General features: G+C 53.2%; 15 protein-coding genes and 2 tRNA genes. 5 read left to right on the top strand and 12 right to left on the bottom strand.

Annotated features, from left to right (window positions below):
* Positions 1–49: 49 nt before the first annotated feature.
* The 6 genes from infB to secG form a co-directional block, all read right to left on the bottom strand.
* Positions 50–2,740: a translation initiation factor IF-2 gene (gene infB / locus P3C52_RS15535; RefSeq protein ID WP_275555867.1), complete on the bottom strand. Its 2,691-nt coding sequence runs from the start codon at positions 2,738–2,740 to the stop codon at positions 50–52.
* Between the two features lie 17 nt (positions 2,741–2,757).
* A complete protein-coding gene (nusA, locus tag P3C52_RS15530) occupies positions 2,758–4,245 on the bottom strand; it encodes a transcription termination factor NusA (protein WP_275555866.1) in 1,488 nt (495 codons plus the stop codon).
* A gap of 24 nt (positions 4,246–4,269) precedes the next feature.
* Complete coding sequence (gene rimP / locus P3C52_RS15525) at positions 4,270–4,722, bottom strand: ribosome maturation factor RimP (RefSeq protein ID WP_275555865.1); 453 nt, start codon at positions 4,720–4,722, stop codon at positions 4,270–4,272.
* Between the two features lie 210 nt (positions 4,723–4,932).
* Positions 4,933–5,009: transfer RNA gene (locus P3C52_RS15520), tRNA-Met, on the bottom strand.
* A gap of 59 nt (positions 5,010–5,068) precedes the next feature.
* A tRNA-Leu gene (locus P3C52_RS15515) sits at positions 5,069–5,155 on the bottom strand.
* Positions 5,156–5,207: 52 nt separating this feature from the next.
* The gene (gene secG / locus P3C52_RS15510; protein WP_275555864.1) at positions 5,208–5,540 is read right to left on the bottom strand and encodes a preprotein translocase subunit SecG; all 333 of its coding nucleotides are present in this window, start codon (positions 5,538–5,540) and stop codon (positions 5,208–5,210) included.
* 89 nt (positions 5,541–5,629) lie between these two features.
* Between secG and P3C52_RS15505 the strand changes: the two genes are divergently transcribed.
* Complete coding sequence (locus P3C52_RS15505) at positions 5,630–5,755, top strand: hypothetical protein (RefSeq protein WP_275555863.1); 126 nt, start codon at positions 5,630–5,632, stop codon at positions 5,753–5,755.
* Between the two features lie 85 nt (positions 5,756–5,840).
* Here P3C52_RS15505 and glmM read toward each other — a convergent pair whose 3' ends face one another.
* From glmM to rlmE, 4 genes are all read right to left on the bottom strand, one after another.
* On the bottom strand, positions 5,841–7,175 hold the full coding sequence (gene glmM, locus P3C52_RS15500) for a phosphoglucosamine mutase (protein ID WP_275555862.1): 1,335 nt from the start codon (positions 7,173–7,175) through the stop codon (positions 5,841–5,843).
* 6 nt (positions 7,176–7,181) lie between these two features.
* A complete protein-coding gene (gene folP / locus P3C52_RS15495) occupies positions 7,182–8,015 on the bottom strand; it encodes a dihydropteroate synthase (protein WP_275555910.1) in 834 nt (277 codons plus the stop codon).
* 79 nt (positions 8,016–8,094) lie between these two features.
* Complete coding sequence (gene ftsH, locus P3C52_RS15490; RefSeq protein ID WP_275555861.1) at positions 8,095–10,029, bottom strand: ATP-dependent zinc metalloprotease FtsH; 1,935 nt, start codon at positions 10,027–10,029, stop codon at positions 8,095–8,097.
* Between the two features lie 180 nt (positions 10,030–10,209).
* The gene (gene rlmE / locus P3C52_RS15485; protein WP_275555860.1) at positions 10,210–10,839 is read right to left on the bottom strand and encodes a 23S rRNA (uridine(2552)-2'-O)-methyltransferase RlmE; all 630 of its coding nucleotides are present in this window, start codon (positions 10,837–10,839) and stop codon (positions 10,210–10,212) included.
* Between the two features lie 125 nt (positions 10,840–10,964).
* Here rlmE and yhbY point away from each other — a divergent pair, with 125 nt between their 5' ends.
* Positions 10,965–11,258 carry a ribosome assembly RNA-binding protein YhbY gene (yhbY, locus tag P3C52_RS15480; protein ID WP_275555859.1) on the top strand — a complete coding sequence of 98 codons (294 nt, stop codon included), beginning with the start codon at positions 10,965–10,967 and terminating at the stop codon, positions 11,256–11,258.
* Between the two features lie 113 nt (positions 11,259–11,371).
* Here the strand turns inward: yhbY and greA are convergent, their stop codons facing one another.
* The gene (greA, locus tag P3C52_RS15475; protein WP_275555858.1) at positions 11,372–11,848 is read right to left on the bottom strand and encodes a transcription elongation factor GreA; all 477 of its coding nucleotides are present in this window, start codon (positions 11,846–11,848) and stop codon (positions 11,372–11,374) included.
* A gap of 251 nt (positions 11,849–12,099) precedes the next feature.
* Between greA and dacB the strand changes: the two genes are divergently transcribed.
* Genes dacB through pmrB form a run of 3 tightly spaced genes read left to right on the top strand, consistent with a single transcriptional unit; the run spans position 12,100 to position 15,256 of the window.
* Complete coding sequence (dacB, locus tag P3C52_RS15470) at positions 12,100–13,533, top strand: serine-type D-Ala-D-Ala carboxypeptidase (protein ID WP_275555857.1); 1,434 nt, start codon at positions 12,100–12,102, stop codon at positions 13,531–13,533.
* Between the two features lie 5 nt (positions 13,534–13,538).
* A complete protein-coding gene (gene pmrA, locus P3C52_RS15465; RefSeq protein WP_275555856.1) occupies positions 13,539–14,201 on the top strand; it encodes a two-component system response regulator PmrA in 663 nt (220 codons plus the stop codon).
* A complete protein-coding gene (pmrB, locus tag P3C52_RS15460; protein ID WP_275555855.1) occupies positions 14,198–15,256 on the top strand; it encodes a two-component system sensor histidine kinase PmrB in 1,059 nt (352 codons plus the stop codon). Before pmrA ends, pmrB begins: the two co-directional genes overlap by 4 nt.
* A gap of 16 nt (positions 15,257–15,272) precedes the next feature.
* Here the strand turns inward: pmrB and P3C52_RS15455 are convergent.
* On the bottom strand, positions 15,273–16,472 hold a 1,200-nt coding region (locus P3C52_RS15455; RefSeq protein ID WP_275555854.1), incomplete at its 5' end, for a FepA family TonB-dependent siderophore receptor.

Below are 16,472 nucleotides of genomic sequence, written 5' to 3'. Positions count from 1 at the left end.
GCTCAGCAGGGGAAGCGCAAGGCTTCCCAAATGTCATGCGATGCGATCGTTATTCAATGGTACGCTGGATTTCGATCACTTCGAAGACTTCGATCATATCGCCGGTGCGAACGTCGTTATAGTTCTTAACGCCGATACCACATTCCATGCCGTTACGTACTTCGTTAACGTCATCTTTGAAGCGACGCAGGGATTCCAGCTCGCCTTCATAAATAACCACGTTATCACGCAGTACACGGATTGGGTTGTGACGTTTCACCACGCCTTCGGTAACCATACAGCCAGCAATTGCGCCAAACTTCGGTGATTTGAATACATCGCGCACTTCGGCCAGGCCAATGATCTGCTGTTTGTATTCCGGCGCCAGCATACCGCTCATCGCTGCCTTCACTTCATCGATCAGATTATAGATGACCGAGTAGTAACGCAGATCCAGACTTTCTGCTTCGATAACACGGCGCGCAGAGGCGTCGGCACGAACGTTGAAGCCCAGAATAATGGCGTTGGATGCCGCTGCCAGCGTTGCGTCGGTTTCGGTAATACCGCCCACGCCAGAACCCACGATCTTCACTTTCACTTCATCAGTAGAAAGTTTCAGCAGCGAGTCGGAAATCGCTTCGACAGAACCCTGTACGTCAGCTTTCAGCACAATATTCAGCTCGGAAACGTCGCCATCGTTCATGTTGGCAAACATATTTTCCAGCTTGGATTTCTGCTGACGCGCCAGTTTAACTTCGCGGAATTTGCCCTGACGATACAGCGCTACTTCACGCGCTTTCTTCTCGTCACGCACTACGGTTGCTTCATCGCCCGCAGCCGGAACACCGGACAGACCCAGAATTTCCACTGGAATTGAAGGACCCGCTTCGGTCACTTCATGGCCCATCTCGTCACGCATCGCACGTACACGGCCATATTCAAAACCGCACAGAACGATGTCGCCTTTGCGCAGCGTACCTTCACGAACCAGAACGGTTGCTACCGGACCACGACCTTTATCCAGGAAGGATTCGATAACGACACCGCTGGCCATGCCAGCACGGACCGCGTTCAGTTCCAGAACTTCAGACTGAAGCAGAATAGCATTCAGCAGATCGTCAACGCCGGTACCCGCTTTCGCAGAAACGTTAACGAACATGTTCTCACCGCCCCACTCTTCTGGAATGATTCCGTACTGAGTCAGTTCGTTTTTCACGCGATCCGGATCGGCGTCAGGCTTATCGATCTTGTTGACTGCTACAACAACCGGTACGCCAGCGGCTTTCGCATGCTGAACGGCTTCGATAGTCTGCGGCATCACGCCATCATCTGCAGCTACAACCAGCACGACAATATCCGTCGCCTGCGCACCACGGGCACGCATTGCGGTAAACGCGGCGTGGCCTGGGGTGTCAAGGAAGGTGATCATGCCATTATCGGTTTCAACATGGTAAGCACCGATATGCTGGGTAATGCCGCCCGCTTCGCCAGAGGCGATTTTAGTTGAGCGAATGTAGTCCAGCAGTGAGGTTTTACCGTGGTCGACGTGACCCATGATTGTTACTACAGGCGCACGGGATTCAGCAGCGGCACCAGTGTCACGATCGCTCATTACCGCTTCTTCCAGCTCGTTCTCGCGGCGCAGGATCACTTTGTGTCCCATCTCTTCCGCGACCAGCTGAGCGGTCTCCTGATCGATAACCTGGTTGATGGTGGCCATTGCGCCCATTTTCATCATCGCTTTGATGACCTGGGAGCCTTTCACCGCCATTTTGTTAGCCAGTTCCGCTACGGTGATGGTTTCACCAATGATTACGTCACGGTTAACGGCCTGCGCCGGGCGATTAAAGCCCTGTTGTAGCGTGCTGCCTTTACGATGCTTGCCGCCTTTACCGCCACGAATGGCCGCACGGGCTTCTTCACGATCGGTTTTTGCTTCCGCATGTTTGTTGCCCTTACGCGGGCGCGGCGCTTTAGCTGTCGTGCGAGTACGGCCACGACCACCTTCAACTTCACGGTCGCTTTCGTCTTCAGCCTGACGAGCATGCTGAGAGGTGGTGACGAGGTAATCAGCGTCATCGCCTTCGGTTGGTTTTACTTCCCAGTCGCCTGCTTTCTGCTCGGCCAGTTTACGTGCTTCTTCAGCTACGCGGCGCGCATCTTCTTCCAGCTTACGGCGGGCTTCTTCTTCCACTTTACGCTTCAGCTCTGCGGCTTCTGCTTCGCGGCGGGCTTTTTCAGACTGTCCGGCCCGGGTCATTTCGTCGGTTTGTTGGTTCGTCACTTTCTCACTTTCCGCTGCTTCGCGCTTAGCCTTTTCCGCGGCCTCACGTTTGGCTTGCTCTTCGGCTTCACGCTTCGCTTTTTCCGCTGCTTCGCGCATGGCTTTTTCTTCCGCCTCACGACGAGCCTGTTCTTCCGCTTCACGCTGCGCCTGCGCTTCTGCTTCAGCCTTAGCTTTTTCAGCCTCAGCATCCTCTTTTACATAGGTGCGCTTTTTGCGGACTTCGATTTGCACCGACTTACTTTTACCCCCGGTGCCAGGAATATTCAAGGTGCTGCGCGTTTTACGCTGCAAGGTTAATTTGCCTGACGAGCTGCCATTATCGCGGTTCAGGTGCGTCAGTAAGGTTTCTTTTTCTTGCTGCGTCACAGAGTCATTTTCAGACTTGCGGATCCCTGCATCAGCAAATTGCTGTACCAGGCGTTCCACCGAAGTCTGAATCTCTGCGGCCAGCGATTTTACGGTTACATCTGTCATGCTGTTCCTTCCTGTTATTACGCGTCATCGCCGAACCAGCAGATATTACGCGCCGCCATAATCAGGGCGCCGGCCTTCTCATCGTCCAGGCCTTCAATATCTGTCAGATCGTCAACACCCTGCTCAGCCAGGTCTTCCAGCGTGCAAACACCTCTTGCCGCCAGTTTATTGGCCAGATCGCGATCCATACCTTCCAGGTTCAGCAGATCGTCCGCAGGTACGCCGTTGCCAAGGCTCTCGGCCTTTTCCAGCGCCAGGGTAGTCAACGCATTTTTCGCACGTTCGCGCAGTGCTTCTACGGTCGCTTCATCCAGGCCGTCGATTTCAAGCAACTCATTCATCGGCACATAGGCCAACTCTTCCAGGGAAGAGAAACCTTCTTCGACCAGCACGGTGGCGAACTCTTCGTCGATGTCCAGGTGTTTAGTAAAGACACCAATAGCAGCATGTGCTTCTGCCTGATGCTTCGCCTGTAGATCATCAACCGTCATCACGTTTAGCTCCCAACCGCTCAGTTGTGAAGCCAGACGTACGTTTTGGCCGTTACGGCCGATCGCCTGAGCCAGATTTCCAGCTTCTACAGCGATATCCATGGTGTGATTGTCTTCATCCACCACGATTGAAGCGACATCGGCCGGCGCCATCGCGTTAATCACGAACTGCGCCGGATTATCATCCCACAGGACAATATCGATACGTTCGCCGCCCAGCTCACTGGAGACGGCCTGAACGCGCGCACCGCGCATACCGACGCAGGCGCCGACGGGATCGATACGCTTATCGTTGGTCTTCACCGCAATTTTAGCGCGTGAACCTGGATCGCGTGCCGCCGCTTTAATCTCAATGACTTCTTCGCCGATTTCCGGTACTTCGATACGGAACAGCTCAATCAGCATTTCAGGTTTAGAACGGCTGACAAACAGCTGTGCGCCACGTGCTTCCGGGCGAACGGCATACAGCACGCCACGGATACGGTCACCGGGACGGAAGTTTTCACGCGGCAGCATGTCTTCACGCAGAATCACGGCTTCGGCGTTATTGCCCAAATCCAGCGTGATATTATCGCGGTTAACTTTTTTCACCACGCCAGTGATGATTTCGCCTTCCTGCTCGCGGAATTGATCGACCACCATTGCGCGCTCGGCTTCACGTACTTTCTGTACGATAACCTGTTTAGCAGTTTGCGTGGTGATACGGTCAAATTTTACTGATTCAATCTGGTCTTCAATATAGTCGCCCGGATTGATGGTTTCATCTTCATAACGGGCGGCTTCCAGCGTGATTTCACGCGTCGGCTGCGTCACTTCTTCTACTGCCTGCCAGCGACGGAAAGTATCGAAATCACCGCTCTTACGATCGATGCTTACGCGGACATCGATCTCCTGCTCATATTTTTTCTTGGTTGCAGTGGCCAGTGCGCTCTCCAGCGCTTCGAAGATTTTCTCACGCGGCAGGGCTTTTTCATTAGAAACGGCTTCTACAACAGCTAAGATCTCTTTATTCATCCTGGTTAGCCTCAATCCGGACTTTTAAAAGTGGGGGACCAGGTTCGCTTTCTGAATATTGCTCAGCGCGAACACTTCATCTTTACCCTCGACGGTCACCGTAATCATTTCACCTTCGACAGCTTTAATGATGCCCTGCCATTTGCGGCGGTTCTGGACGGCCATACGCAGCACCAGGCTGACTTCCTCACCTGTGAATCGTGCATAGTGTTCAGCGGTAAACAGCGGGCGCTCAAGACCCGGCGAGGAAACTTCAAGGTTGTAAGCGACCGTGATGGGATCTTCCACATCCAAAACTGCGCTTACCTGGTGGCTGACATCAGCACAATCATCAACATTGATGCCATCTTCACTATCAATATAGATGCGCAACGTCGAAGTGCGACCACGAATGAACTCGATACCGACCAGTTCGTAGCCAAGCGCTTCTACCGGTGCTGAAATCATCTCTGTTAATTTCTGCTCTAATGTGGACAAGCCCACCCCCAAGACATAAAAAAAGGGCATATAGCCCAGTATTGCGATTCCTGATAACAAAAAACCCCGAAAAATCGGGGCTTAATGCGACTGGACCCTGTATGCCGCGACTGCGGCTCGGCACACCATCCAAAGAATTTTTTTCAAAATTAGCTGAGGATGCGTCCGAAGATACATACAGTATATTTGAAAAATAACTCTAAGGGAAAGTGGTTGCGGGGGCCGGATTTGAACCGACGACCTTCGGGTTATGAGCCCGACGAGCTACCAGGCTGCTCCACCCCGCGTCCGAAAACGTGGCGAATATTACGCCGAACTTGCGTAAAATGCAAGTAAAACTGAGATTTGGTACCGAGGACGGGACTTGAACCCGTAAGCCCAATCGGGCACTACCACCTCAAGGTAGCGTGTCTACCAATTCCACCACCTCGGCACTTTAAGACTGCGACCTTATCCTGAGTCGCGTCGAAAGCTTTAGAACTAACTTACTGTGGGATGTCGCTGCCCGGCGCTGCCGGTTTAGCTGGTGCAGTCTGCTGAGACTGTGCCGGCTGAGTCAGGTTTTCCCACTCACTTCCTTTGGCTGTTTTGTTGCTGTTCAGGTTACCCAGAATCAGACTGATAACGAAGAACAGGGTCGCCAACACAGCGGTCATGCGGGTCATGAAGTTACCAGAACCTGCAGATCCAAACAGCGTGCCGGAAGCGCCTGCACCAAAGGAGGCTCCCATATCAGCGCCTTTACCCTGCTGCAGCATGATCAGACCAACAAGGCCAATTGCTACTAACAGAAAAACGACTAACAGAGCTTCGTACATAATCAACCTGTTTCCTTGCGCGGTCACCGCACATCAAAAGCTTCAAACCAGTTAACGGGAATGATCTTTATCACCCATCAGAAGCGGGTGTGAATACTAACCAAAGGCTTAAACATCTGCAAGTGCAATTTTTGTCTGCCGCACCGATTGCAGAAAAAACCGCCACCGTGCTGTTTTTTACGCCAAAACAGCGGGTTCCATTACTGACCGGATAATGCGTAGCCATTATGAAACCCGCTTCTTAACCTTTGCCTTTGATTTATCGCTGGCCTTAATAAGTTTGCATTTATTGCAGAGAGCTTAGGCGGCCTTTACCGCATCGGCAATACGATGTGCCAGCGCCGTTACCTGCGCCTCATCTTCGCCTTCCACCATGACGCGAATTAGCGGTTCGGTGCCGGATTTACGCAGCAGGACGCGTCCACGACCAGCCAGCGCGTTTTCCACCTCGGCCGTTACGGCTTTAACTTCCGCGCTCTCCAGCGGATTGGTATCACCGCTGAAACGGACGTTCACCAGGATTTGTGGCAGCAGCTTCATACCACTGCAAAGATCGTGCAGCGTCATATGATTGCGCGCCATTGCGGTAAGTACTTGCAAACCTGCAACAATGCCGTCACCGGTAGTAGTTTTATCCAGCAGGATGACATGACCGGAGTTTTCCGCACCTAAACGCCAGCCTTTTTCCTGCAACTTCTCCAGCACGTAACGATCGCCAACTTTGGCACGCGCGAAAGGGATCCCCAGCTGTTTTAATGCCAGCTCAAGCCCCATATTACTCATCAATGTACCCACAACGCCGCCGCGCAGTTGGCCCTGTCGCAAGCCTTCACGTGCGATGATATAGAGGATTTGATCGCCATCGACTTTATTGCCCAGATGGTCAACCATCATCACCCGATCGCCGTCACCGTCAAAAGCCAGGCCGATGTCCGCCTTGGTTTCCAGCACGCGCTGTTGCAGTGCGCGTACGTCGGTAGCGCCGCACTCTTTGTTGATATTCATGCCATCAGGCTGCACGCCGAGTGAAATCACGGTTGCGCCCAGTTCGCGCATCACATTCGGCGCGATGTGGTAAGTCGCTCCGTTCGCGCAATCGACAACAATTTTCAGACCGTTCAGGCTGAGTTCGCCTGGAAAGGTGCCTTTACAGAATTCGATGTAACGGCCAGCGGCATCCACAATACGACTTGCGCGCCCCAGCTCCGCTGATTCCACGCAGGTCAGCGGCTTTTCCATTTCCAGTTCAATTGCTTCCTCTACTTCATCCGGCAGTTTAGTGCCTTCAGATGAGAAGAATTTGATGCCGTTATCCTCAAAAGGATTATGCGATGCAGAAATCACAATACCGGCTTCAGCACGGAAAGTGCGGGTGAGGTAAGCAATGGCTGGCGTCGGCATCGGACCGGTAAAAGAAGCAGAAAGTCCCGCCGCCGCCAGTCCGGCTTCCAGCGCTGACTCCAGCATATAGCCGGAAATACGCGTATCTTTACCGATGATGATTTTTTTCGAACCGTGGCGAGCTAAGACCTTTCCTGCCGCCCAGCCCAGCTTAAGCACAAAATCAGGCGTGATAGGCATTTCGCCCACTTTCCCGCGAATGCCATCGGTGCCAAAATATTTACGATTACTCATAGCGTTTTATTCCTTCGCTGAACGTGTCGCTTCGACGACGCGCATCGCCTCTACGGTCTCTTTCACATCATGTACGCGTATAATCTGCGCGCCTTGCATAGCCGCGATAACGGCGCAGGCCAGGCTGCCGGTCAGGCGCTGAGAAGGCCCAACATTGAGCAATTGCCCGATCATCGATTTGCGCGACATGCCTACCAACAGCGGCAGCCCAAAATGATGAAAATCGGCCAGATGCGCCAGAAGTTGATAATTGTGGCTGAGATTCTTACCGAATCCGAAGCCGGGGTCGAGTAGCAGCTGTGATTTTTTGATACCTGCAGCTTCACAGCGGGCGATTTGCTGGGCAAAAAAATCGTTCACTTCCTGCAATAAATTGGCGTACTGCGGGGCGGTCTGCATAGTACCAGGCTCGCCCTGCATATGCATCAGGCAGACCGGCAAACCAGTTTCTGCTGCAGCTTCTAACGCGCCTGGCAGTTGTAAGGAGCGAATATCATTAATGATGTGAGCGCCTACTCGCGCGGATTCGCGAATAACCTCAGGCTTGGAAGTATCAACTGAAATCCAGACTTCAAAACGTTGAGCGATCGCTTCGATAACCGGAATGACGCGTTCCAGTTCTTCTTCCGTGCTGACCTCATCGGCGCCCGGCCGGGTCGATTCACCGCCAATATCAATAATCGTCGCGCCGGCATTCACCATCTTGTTCGCATGCGTTAACGCCGCGACCAATGAGTTATGCTTGCCGCCGTCGGAGAAAGAGTCAGGAGTGACGTTAAGAATGCCCATAACATGGGGATGCGACAAATCCAGTAGGGAATCCCTTGCGTACAACTTCATCTTTATTTCTCCTTTTAGTGTCGTTTTATGGATGTAAAAAACCCCGGACCAGCCGGGGTTTTTAGAAGTCTGCCTGCGTTTATTTATTAAACTGCTCAGACATGGTGTTACCTGGGTTTGGCGTGCGTGGTTCGTCAACCGGACGCGGCGCCTTCGGCGAGCCGTTATTGTCCGAGTTGCCGGAACCGGCGCCTGGATCTTCCCAACCCGCAGGCGGACGCACTTCACGGCGTGCCATCAGGTCATCGATTTGTGGCGCATCGATAGTTTCATACTTCATCAGTGCGTCTTTCATCGAATGCAGAATATCCATATTCTCGTTAAGAATGTGACGCGCACGCTCATAGTTTCTGTCAATCAGCTGTTTAACTTCCTGATCGATCAGGCGGGCTGTCTCATCAGACATATGCTTCGCTTTCGCCACGGAACGGCCAAGGAAAACCTCGCCTTCTTCTTCCGCATACAGCAACGGCCCCAGCTTTTCAGAGAAGCCCCACTGCGTCACCATGTTGCGTGCCAGGTTAGTGGCCACTTTGATGTCGTTAGAAGCGCCGGTAGAAACATGCTCTGAACCGTAGATAATCTCTTCCGCCAGACGACCGCCGTACAGCGTTGAAATCTGACTTTCCAGCTTCTGACGGCTGGCGCTGATTGCATCCCCTTCTGGCAGGAAGAAGGTCACGCCAAGCGCACGTCCGCGAGGAATAATGGTGACCTTATGCACCGGATCGTGTTCCGGCACCAGGCGACCGATAATCGCATGGCCCGCTTCGTGATAGGCGGTAGATTCTTTCTGCGCTTCCGTCATTACCATGGAGCGGCGTTCCGCACCCATCATAATTTTGTCTTTCGCTTTTTCGAACTCAACCATCGATACGACGCGCTTGTTACCGCGGGCGGCAAACAGAGCGGCTTCGTTAACCAAGTTAGCGAGATCGGCACCGGAGAAGCCAGGCGTACCGCGGGCAATGATTGCCGCATCAATATCGGTAGCCAACGGAACACGGCGCATATGCACTTTCAGAATCTGCTCACGACCACGGACGTCCGGCAGACCAACAACAACCTGACGGTCAAAACGACCCGGACGCAGCAGCGCTGGGTCAAGTACGTCAGGACGGTTAGTTGCAGCAATAACGATAATGCCTTCATTACCTTCAAAGCCGTCCATCTCAACCAGCATCTGGTTTAGCGTCTGCTCACGTTCATCGTGACCGCCGCCTAAACCCGCGCCGCGCTGACGACCGACCGCATCGATTTCATCGATAAAGATGATGCATGGCGCTGCTTTCTTCGCCTGCTCGAACATGTCACGCACGCGAGAGGCACCCACGCCGACAAACATTTCAACGAAGTCAGAACCAGAGATGGTGAAGAACGGCACTTTTGCTTCGCCAGCGATCGCTTTCGCCAGCAGCGTTTTACCAGTACCCGGCGGGCCCACCATCAGAACGCCTTTCGGAATTTTACCGCCCAGTTTCTGGAAACGGCTGGGTTCGCGCAGATATTCCACCAGCTCACCCACTTCCTCTTTCGCTTCGTCGCAACCCGCAACGTCGGCGAAAGTGGTTTTAATCTGATCCTCTGTCAGCATACGGGCTTTGCTTTTGCCGAAGGACATCGCGCCCTTGCCGCCGCCGCCCTGCATCTGACGCATAAAGAAGATCCAGACACCAATCAGTAGCAGCATCGGGAACCAGGAGATGAAGATAGAAGCCAGCAGGCTTGGCTCTTCCGGCGGTTCACCAACCACTTTTACATTTTTGGTCAACAGGTTATCGAGTAACTTGGGATCGTTGACGGGAATGTAGGTCGTGTATCGATTACTGTCTTTTTTGGTAACGTTGATTTCACGCCCGTTAATACGTGCCTCGCGGACCTGATCCTGGTTCACTTCCGACAGGAAGGTTGAATAATCAACCCTACGGCCATTCGACTCGCTGGGCCCAAAGCTCTGGAAGACAGACATCAGCACGACCGCGATGACTAACCAGAGAATCAGGTTTTTCGCCATGTCACTCAAGGGATTAACCTCTTATTACAACTGTGTTAACAGACAGCGTAGGGTACTATATATCCTTCATACTTGGAATCGCTGCGGTGTTGACTGCGCTCGCTTCCCCAATGCGCTTACCAGCGTAAGCTTATTGGGACTCGCTCCCTCGTCGCTCTGCCGCGAATCCAACCACTTTGGCTATAGTTTGCGCCCTGTCGCTACAATGTACACTTCGCGTGAACGAGATCGCGAAGCGTCCGGCTTACGAATTTTCACTTTCGTAAACAGGGAGCGAATTTCCCGCAGGTATTCATCGAAGCCATCTCCCTGAAATACTTTCACTACAAAACTGCCACCGGGTGCCAGTACATCGCGACACATTTCCAGTGCCAGCTCAACCAAATACATCGACCGGGGAATATCAACGGCTGGAGTACCGCTCATGTTGGGCGCCATATCGGACATGACAACCTGGACCTTTTCTTCACCGACGCGTTCCAGCAGCGCCTTCAGTACAGATTCTTCACGAAAATCGCCCTGAAGGAAATCGACACCAACGATAGGATCCATCGGCAAAATGTCACAGGCAATAATACGACCCTTTGAACCAATCTGGGTAGCGACATATTGAGACCAACCACCAGGCGCCGCGCCAAGGTCAACCACGGTCATCCCTGGCTTAAAGAGCTTATCGCCCTGCTGTATTTCATCAAGTTTAAACCAGGCGCGTGAACGCAACCCTTTTTTCTGTGCCTGTTGCACATATTTATCGCTAAAGTGTTCCTGAAGCCAGCGGCTGGAACTGGCTGAACGCTTTTTACCTGTCATACTTTTTCCAACTATTCTTCATCGTAGCGATAAATAACCAAACATAACGACGTCCTGTTTGGTGATATACCAGAGATGGCGGTAGAATGTACCGTTTTCAATCCCAATGTAAGTAAAAATATACGATGAATCTGAGTACCAAACAAAAACAGCACCTGAAAGGTCTGGCGCATCCGCTGAAACCCGTCGTTATGCTGGGTAACCACGGCCTGACCGAAGGCGTGCTGGCCGAAATCGAACAGGCGCTCGCGCATCACGAACTGATTAAGGTGAAGATCGCTACCGAGGATCGGGAAACGAAAAACCTGATGGTGGAAGCCATTGTTCGTGAAACGAAAGCCTGTAACGTGCAGGTTATCGGCAAGACGCTGGTGCTGTACCGACCTTCAGAAGAACGCAAAATCTCCCTGCCGCGTTAATCGGGCGAGCTGATTATTCAGCCGGAAGAAATTGCCATGCTCCTGCATAGGATAAAAGGCCGCAGCGCGGCCTTTTTCCTTTCTTTACAAACGCGCAAGGCGTTCTGTAAAGATTAAAGATATTCCACTTTCAGAATTTCATACTCAACGTCGCCGCCGGGCGTTTTGATGACGACCACGTCATCCACTTCTTTCCCGATCAAGCCGCGCGCCATCGGCGAGTTTACTGAAATCAGGTTCTGCTTAAAGTCCGCCTCATCATCGCCTACGATGCGATAGGTTGACTCTTCGTCAGTTTCAATATTCAGCACAGAAACCGTCGCGCCGAAAATTACGCGGCCATTGTTAGGAATCTTTGTAACATCAATCACCTGCGCATTAGACAGCTTGGCTTCGATTTCCTGAATGCGCCCTTCACAAAAGCCCTGTTCTTCACGTGCAGCGTGATACTCGGCATTCTCTTTCAGATCGCCATGCTCACGCGCTTCCGCTATGGAGGCGATAATACGGGGGCGTCTGACGGTCTTCAGCTCTTCGAGTTCTTCGCGCAGCTTCTCCGCGCCCCTTAACGTCATCGGAATCTGATTCATTTTAATACCTCGTCATCGGTCCTGTTTGCTTGTTGTCGTCCTGACCAGTGGTCGTCGGCCTGACGCGTTATGCAACGCTACCGGCTGATTCGCAAACAAAAAGAAACCTGACCCGGAGCAGGCTCCAGGTCAGGATTCAGGTTTGCATTTTGATACGTATTTTAACCCAGAGTTCCCTGTGGGTCATCGTTTACTTTCTACTGTAATGCACCGTAGTATGGACGGCTTCACCCGTCAGTTACCGCGAGATTATGCGATTTTTACGACTTGTTACCGGACTAACCTGTGCGTTTATGCTGCAAGCTCAGGCAGCACCTGTGGAAGAATACACACAATATTTACCGGATGGCGCAAACCTGGCGCTGATGGCACAAAAAGTGGGTTTATCAACGCCGCTGGTCGATTATCACAGCAAACAAATGGCTTTGCCAGCCAGCACCATGAAAGTAGTGACGGCGCTCGCAGCCCTGCTGGAATTAGGGCCGGACTTTCGCTTCCGTACTACGCTGGAAAGCCAGGGCAAGGTCGATAACGGCACCCTCACGGGCGATTTAGTTGCGCGTTTCGGCGGCGATCCGACCTTTTCGCGCCAGAGTTTGCGCAATATGGTCGCAGCGCTGAAGAAGCAAGGCATTACCCATATTCAGGGCAATCTGGTGGTTGATACCTCGGTCTTCGCCAGCCATGACAAAGCGCCAGGCTGGCCGTGGAACGATATCACCGAATGTTTTAGTGCGCCGCCCGCCGCCGCTATCGTCGATAAAAACTGCTTTTCCGTATCGTTGTATAGCGCAGAGCGCCCCAATGATAACGCTTTTATCCGCGTCGCCTCTTATTATCCAGTGACCATGTTCAGCCAGGTGCGCACCTTAGCGAAAGGTTCGCCGGACGCGCCCTATTGCGAGCTGGATGTAGTACCGGGCGAGCTGAATCGCTTTACGCTGACCGGTTGCATGACGCAACGCAGCGAACCCTTACCGTTGGCCTTCGCGATTCAGGATGGCGCAGCCTGGGCCGGTGCAATTTTAAAAGCGATGCTGAACGACGTCGGTATTGATTATACCGGGCATCTGGTGCGTCAAACCCGCGTCACAGAACCCGCTACAGTTCTGGCGGAAACCCAGTCCGCGCCGCTGCATGATCTGCTGAAAATCATGCTGAAAAAATCGGACAATATGATTGCCGATACGGTTTTCCGCACTATTGGCCGCCACTATTTCAACGTGCCGGGCACCTGGCGCGCCGGTTCAGACGCCGTGCGCCGCATCCTGCGGCAAAAAGCGAATATCGACTTAGGCAACAGCATTCAGGTCGATGGTTCGGGCCTGTCGCGTCACGATTTAATTTCACCTGCCACTATGATGCAGGTGCTGCAATATATTGCGCAGAACGATCAACAGCTAAACTTTATCTCGATGCTGCCGTTGGCTGGTTATGACGGTACGCTGCGCTATCGCGGCGGTCTGCATGAAGCGGGCGTTGACGGCAAAGTCTCGGCGAAAACCGGTTCCTTATCCGGCGTTTATAATCTGGCTGGTTTTATTACTACCGCCAGCGGCCAGCGCGTCGCCTTTGTGCAGTTCCTGTCCGGCTATGCTGTACCGCCTGAAGATAAGCGTATCCGCCGTGTTCCGCTGGTGCGTTTTGAAAGCCGCTTGTACAAGGACATCTATCAAAATAACTGAGGCGCATGAAAATTCTCATTGTGGAAGATGATGTGCTGCTGCAGGAAGGCGTCGCGCTCGCCCTGAGCGGCGAGGGTTACGCCACCGACTGTGCTGCTAACGCGGCGCAGGCAGATGCCCTGCTGCACAGTGGCCAGTACAGTTTAATTGTTCTGGATCTGGGTCTGCCTGATACGGACGGCGCGGATTTGCTGCGCCGCTGGCGTCGGCAAAGCATCGACCTGCCGGTATTGATTTTGACGGCGCGCGATGCGCTGGAGGATCGCGTCAGCGGGCTGGATGCTGGGGCGGACGACTATCTGGTAAAGCCCTTCGCGCTTGCTGAGCTAAAAGCGCGCGTACGGGCGCTGATACGCCGTTATCAGGGCCATAGCGATAATCAAATCCAACATGGCGATCTTTCTCTCAATCTCTCCTCGCTGCAGGTGACCGTTGATCATCAGCCGGTAGACGTGACGCCTAAAGAGTTTGCCTTACTGACACGCCTGCTGATGCGCATTGGCCAAACCATCCATCGCGAAACGCTCCAGCAGGATCTTTACAGCTGGCAGGATGACAACGGCTCTAATACGCTGGAAGTCCATATCCATAATTTGCGCCGCAAGCTGGGCAAAGATCGGATTAAAACCGTGCGCGGCGTCGGCTACCGGCTGGAAGAGCGCGCATGAACAGCATGCGTCGGCGATTGCTCATCATGCTGGCGCTGATTCTGCTGACCTGCCAGCTGATGAGCGCCATTTGGTTATGGCATGAGAGCCGTGAGCAGATCGGCTTTCTGGTCAACGAAACGCTGACGGCGAAATCACGTAATCAGCATGTCGAAAACGAGATCCGTGAAGCCATCGCTTCTCTCCTCCTGCCCTCGTTAGTCATGGTGGGCTTTACGCTGGTTCTCTCTTTCTGGGCCATCAGCTGGGTGATTCGCCCGCTGAACGCTTTACAGAACAGCCTGGCAGAACGCTCCGCCAATAATCTCTCGCCACTGCCGGTCTATTCAGAAATGGAAGAGATTGTCGCGGTGACGCGAGCAATGAATCAGCTACTGGCAAGGCTCGATCAAACGCTTCAGCAGGAGCGGCTGTTTACCGCCGATGCGGCCCATGAACTGCGTACGCCGCTGGCCGGGCTACGTCTGCATCTTGAACTAATGGCGCAACAGGAGATTAAACAGGCTCCGGCGCTGGTTGCGCGTATCGATCAACTTATGCACGTTATTGAGCAGCTATTGATGCTGTCGCGCGCTGGACAGGCATTAGCCAGCGGACACTACCAGACCCTGAACTGGCAGCAGGATATTTTTCTGCCGTTAAAGACAGAAGCTGACGAGCTGGTAAAGCAGCGTCACCAGCGCCTGGGCTGGCCGCAGTCGGACAGCAGCAGCGTACAGGGCGATGCCGTTTTGCTGCGTCTGATGGTACGCAATTTACTGGAGAACGCTTCTCGCTATAGCCCGGAAGCGTCGTTGATTACGATATTGCTGGAGGAGAAGGATGGCGGCAGCCGGTTGACGATATGCGATGAAGGTTGCGGCATCGACGAGGAAACGGCCGATCAGCTTACGCAGGCGTTTCATCGCCGCGATCGGCGCTACGGCGGCAGCGGTCTGGGTTTAAATATCGTATTACGCATCCTCCAGCTGCACGGCGGAAAGCTCCAGTTAAGCAATCGCCGCGATCGATCCGGGCTGAAAGCGCAATGCTGGTTGCCCGCCACCCTCAACTAAGGCGGCGGGCCGATGGTCAGAAGTGCGTATTCAGACTCATATACCAGGTACGCCCTGATTCGTTATAGGTATTGGCGCCCGCGCCATACATATAAGAATTGGTCGTAGCGTTGCCGGTAGTTTGCGCATTACCGGCACGGAAATGGCGTTTATCCAGCAGGTTGTCCACGCCCAGCGTTACGCTGACATATTTATTAACGTCCAGCGTACCGCTCAGCCCCAGCACCGAATAAGGACTGACCTCATCTTTCTCGCTGCCGGTGACCGCTTCTCCTTTGTAGTTGTATTTCTTCGGCGTTTGTCTGCCGTACCAGGTGAAGGTGGTTTGCAGCGACAGATCCTGCGTCGCCTGCCAGCTCAGCATAGAGTTCAGCGTGTATTGCGGAATAATCGACAGCCGATCGCCCGTCTCTTTGTTTTTACTTTGCAGCATCCAGGTCAGGTTATTATTCCAGCTGATCGTATCGCTGAGCGGAACATTTACCGTTCCTTCCAGCCCTTCCACCACGGCTTTCGGTACGTTCTCCCATTTATAAACGTCCGTACTGCCGTTAGTTGAGGTTCCGCCTGGCAGATAACCCGCTTCGATTTTGTCACGGTAATCATTACGGAACCAGGTCAGGCCGGTCTGGTATCCTTCATGTTTCCACTCCAGCCCAACTTCTTTGTTGATGCTGGTTTCCGCCTTCAGATCTTCATTACCGATCAGATAGCAGGCGCCAGCGCTGGCCGCACAGCCCTGGCCGCGACTATAAAGGACATAGTTAGGATTGGTCTGGTAAAGGCTTGGCGCTTTGTAAGCACGGGCGATGCCCAGCTTCAGCGTAACTTCCTCGCCCAGCGCCTGGGAAAGGTTTAGCGACGGGCTCCAGTTGTTGCCGACGATAGAGTGGTGATCGAAGCGCAAGCCCGGCACCAGCATGGTGCTGTCGGTCAACTCAACGTTATCTTCGGCAAACAGCGAGAAAATTTCCGCCTGCGTGTAAGGACTACGAGTGCCGGTCGAGACGCCATCAATATTGCCGCCGGAAAGCGCCTGCGTTGTCGAGCTGGGATCTTTCATCCGCTGCTGGTTCCATTCGGCGCCGAACGTTGCGGTTTGATTAACCAGCAGCTCAAAGGGAACGCTGATTTCGCTGTGCAGCAGAACATCATTCAACTCAATGGTAGAGAAACTGTCGCTGGCAAAAATCCCTTCGGGGCCGCCCGCCAGTCC

This window comes from Mixta sp. Marseille-Q2659, assembly GCF_940807255.1.
Taxonomy (GTDB): Bacteria; Pseudomonadota; Gammaproteobacteria; order Enterobacterales; family Enterobacteriaceae; genus Mixta.
This window is presented reverse-complemented; position numbering and strand designations above follow the sequence as displayed.

Bases quoted from the DNA above. Each gene is read 5' to 3' on its own strand.
- pmrB (WP_275555855.1), top strand. From the start codon at position 14,198: ATGAACAGCATGCGTCGGCGATTGCTCATCATGCTGGCGCTGATTCTG.
- yhbY (WP_275555859.1), top strand. From the start codon at position 10,965: ATGAATCTGAGTACCAAACAAAAACAGCACCTGAAAGGTCTGGCGCAT.
- pmrA (WP_275555856.1), top strand. From the start codon at position 13,539: ATGAAAATTCTCATTGTGGAAGATGATGTGCTGCTGCAGGAAGGCGTC.
- folP (WP_275555910.1), bottom strand. From the start codon at position 8,015: ATGAAGTTGTACGCAAGGGATTCCCTACTGGATTTGTCGCATCCCCAT.
- glmM (WP_275555862.1), bottom strand. From the start codon at position 7,175: ATGAGTAATCGTAAATATTTTGGCACCGATGGCATTCGCGGGAAAGTG.
- nusA (WP_275555866.1), bottom strand. From the start codon at position 4,245: ATGAATAAAGAGATCTTAGCTGTTGTAGAAGCCGTTTCTAATGAAAAA.
- greA (WP_275555858.1), bottom strand. From the start codon at position 11,848: ATGAATCAGATTCCGATGACGTTAAGGGGCGCGGAGAAGCTGCGCGAA.
- infB (WP_275555867.1), bottom strand. From the start codon at position 2,740: ATGACAGATGTAACCGTAAAATCGCTGGCCGCAGAGATTCAGACTTCG.
- rlmE (WP_275555860.1), bottom strand. From the start codon at position 10,839: ATGACAGGTAAAAAGCGTTCAGCCAGTTCCAGCCGCTGGCTTCAGGAA.
- secG (WP_275555864.1), bottom strand. From the start codon at position 5,540: ATGTACGAAGCTCTGTTAGTCGTTTTTCTGTTAGTAGCAATTGGCCTT.
- dacB (WP_275555857.1), top strand. From the start codon at position 12,100: ATGCGATTTTTACGACTTGTTACCGGACTAACCTGTGCGTTTATGCTG.
- ftsH (WP_275555861.1), bottom strand. From the start codon at position 10,029: ATGGCGAAAAACCTGATTCTCTGGTTAGTCATCGCGGTCGTGCTGATG.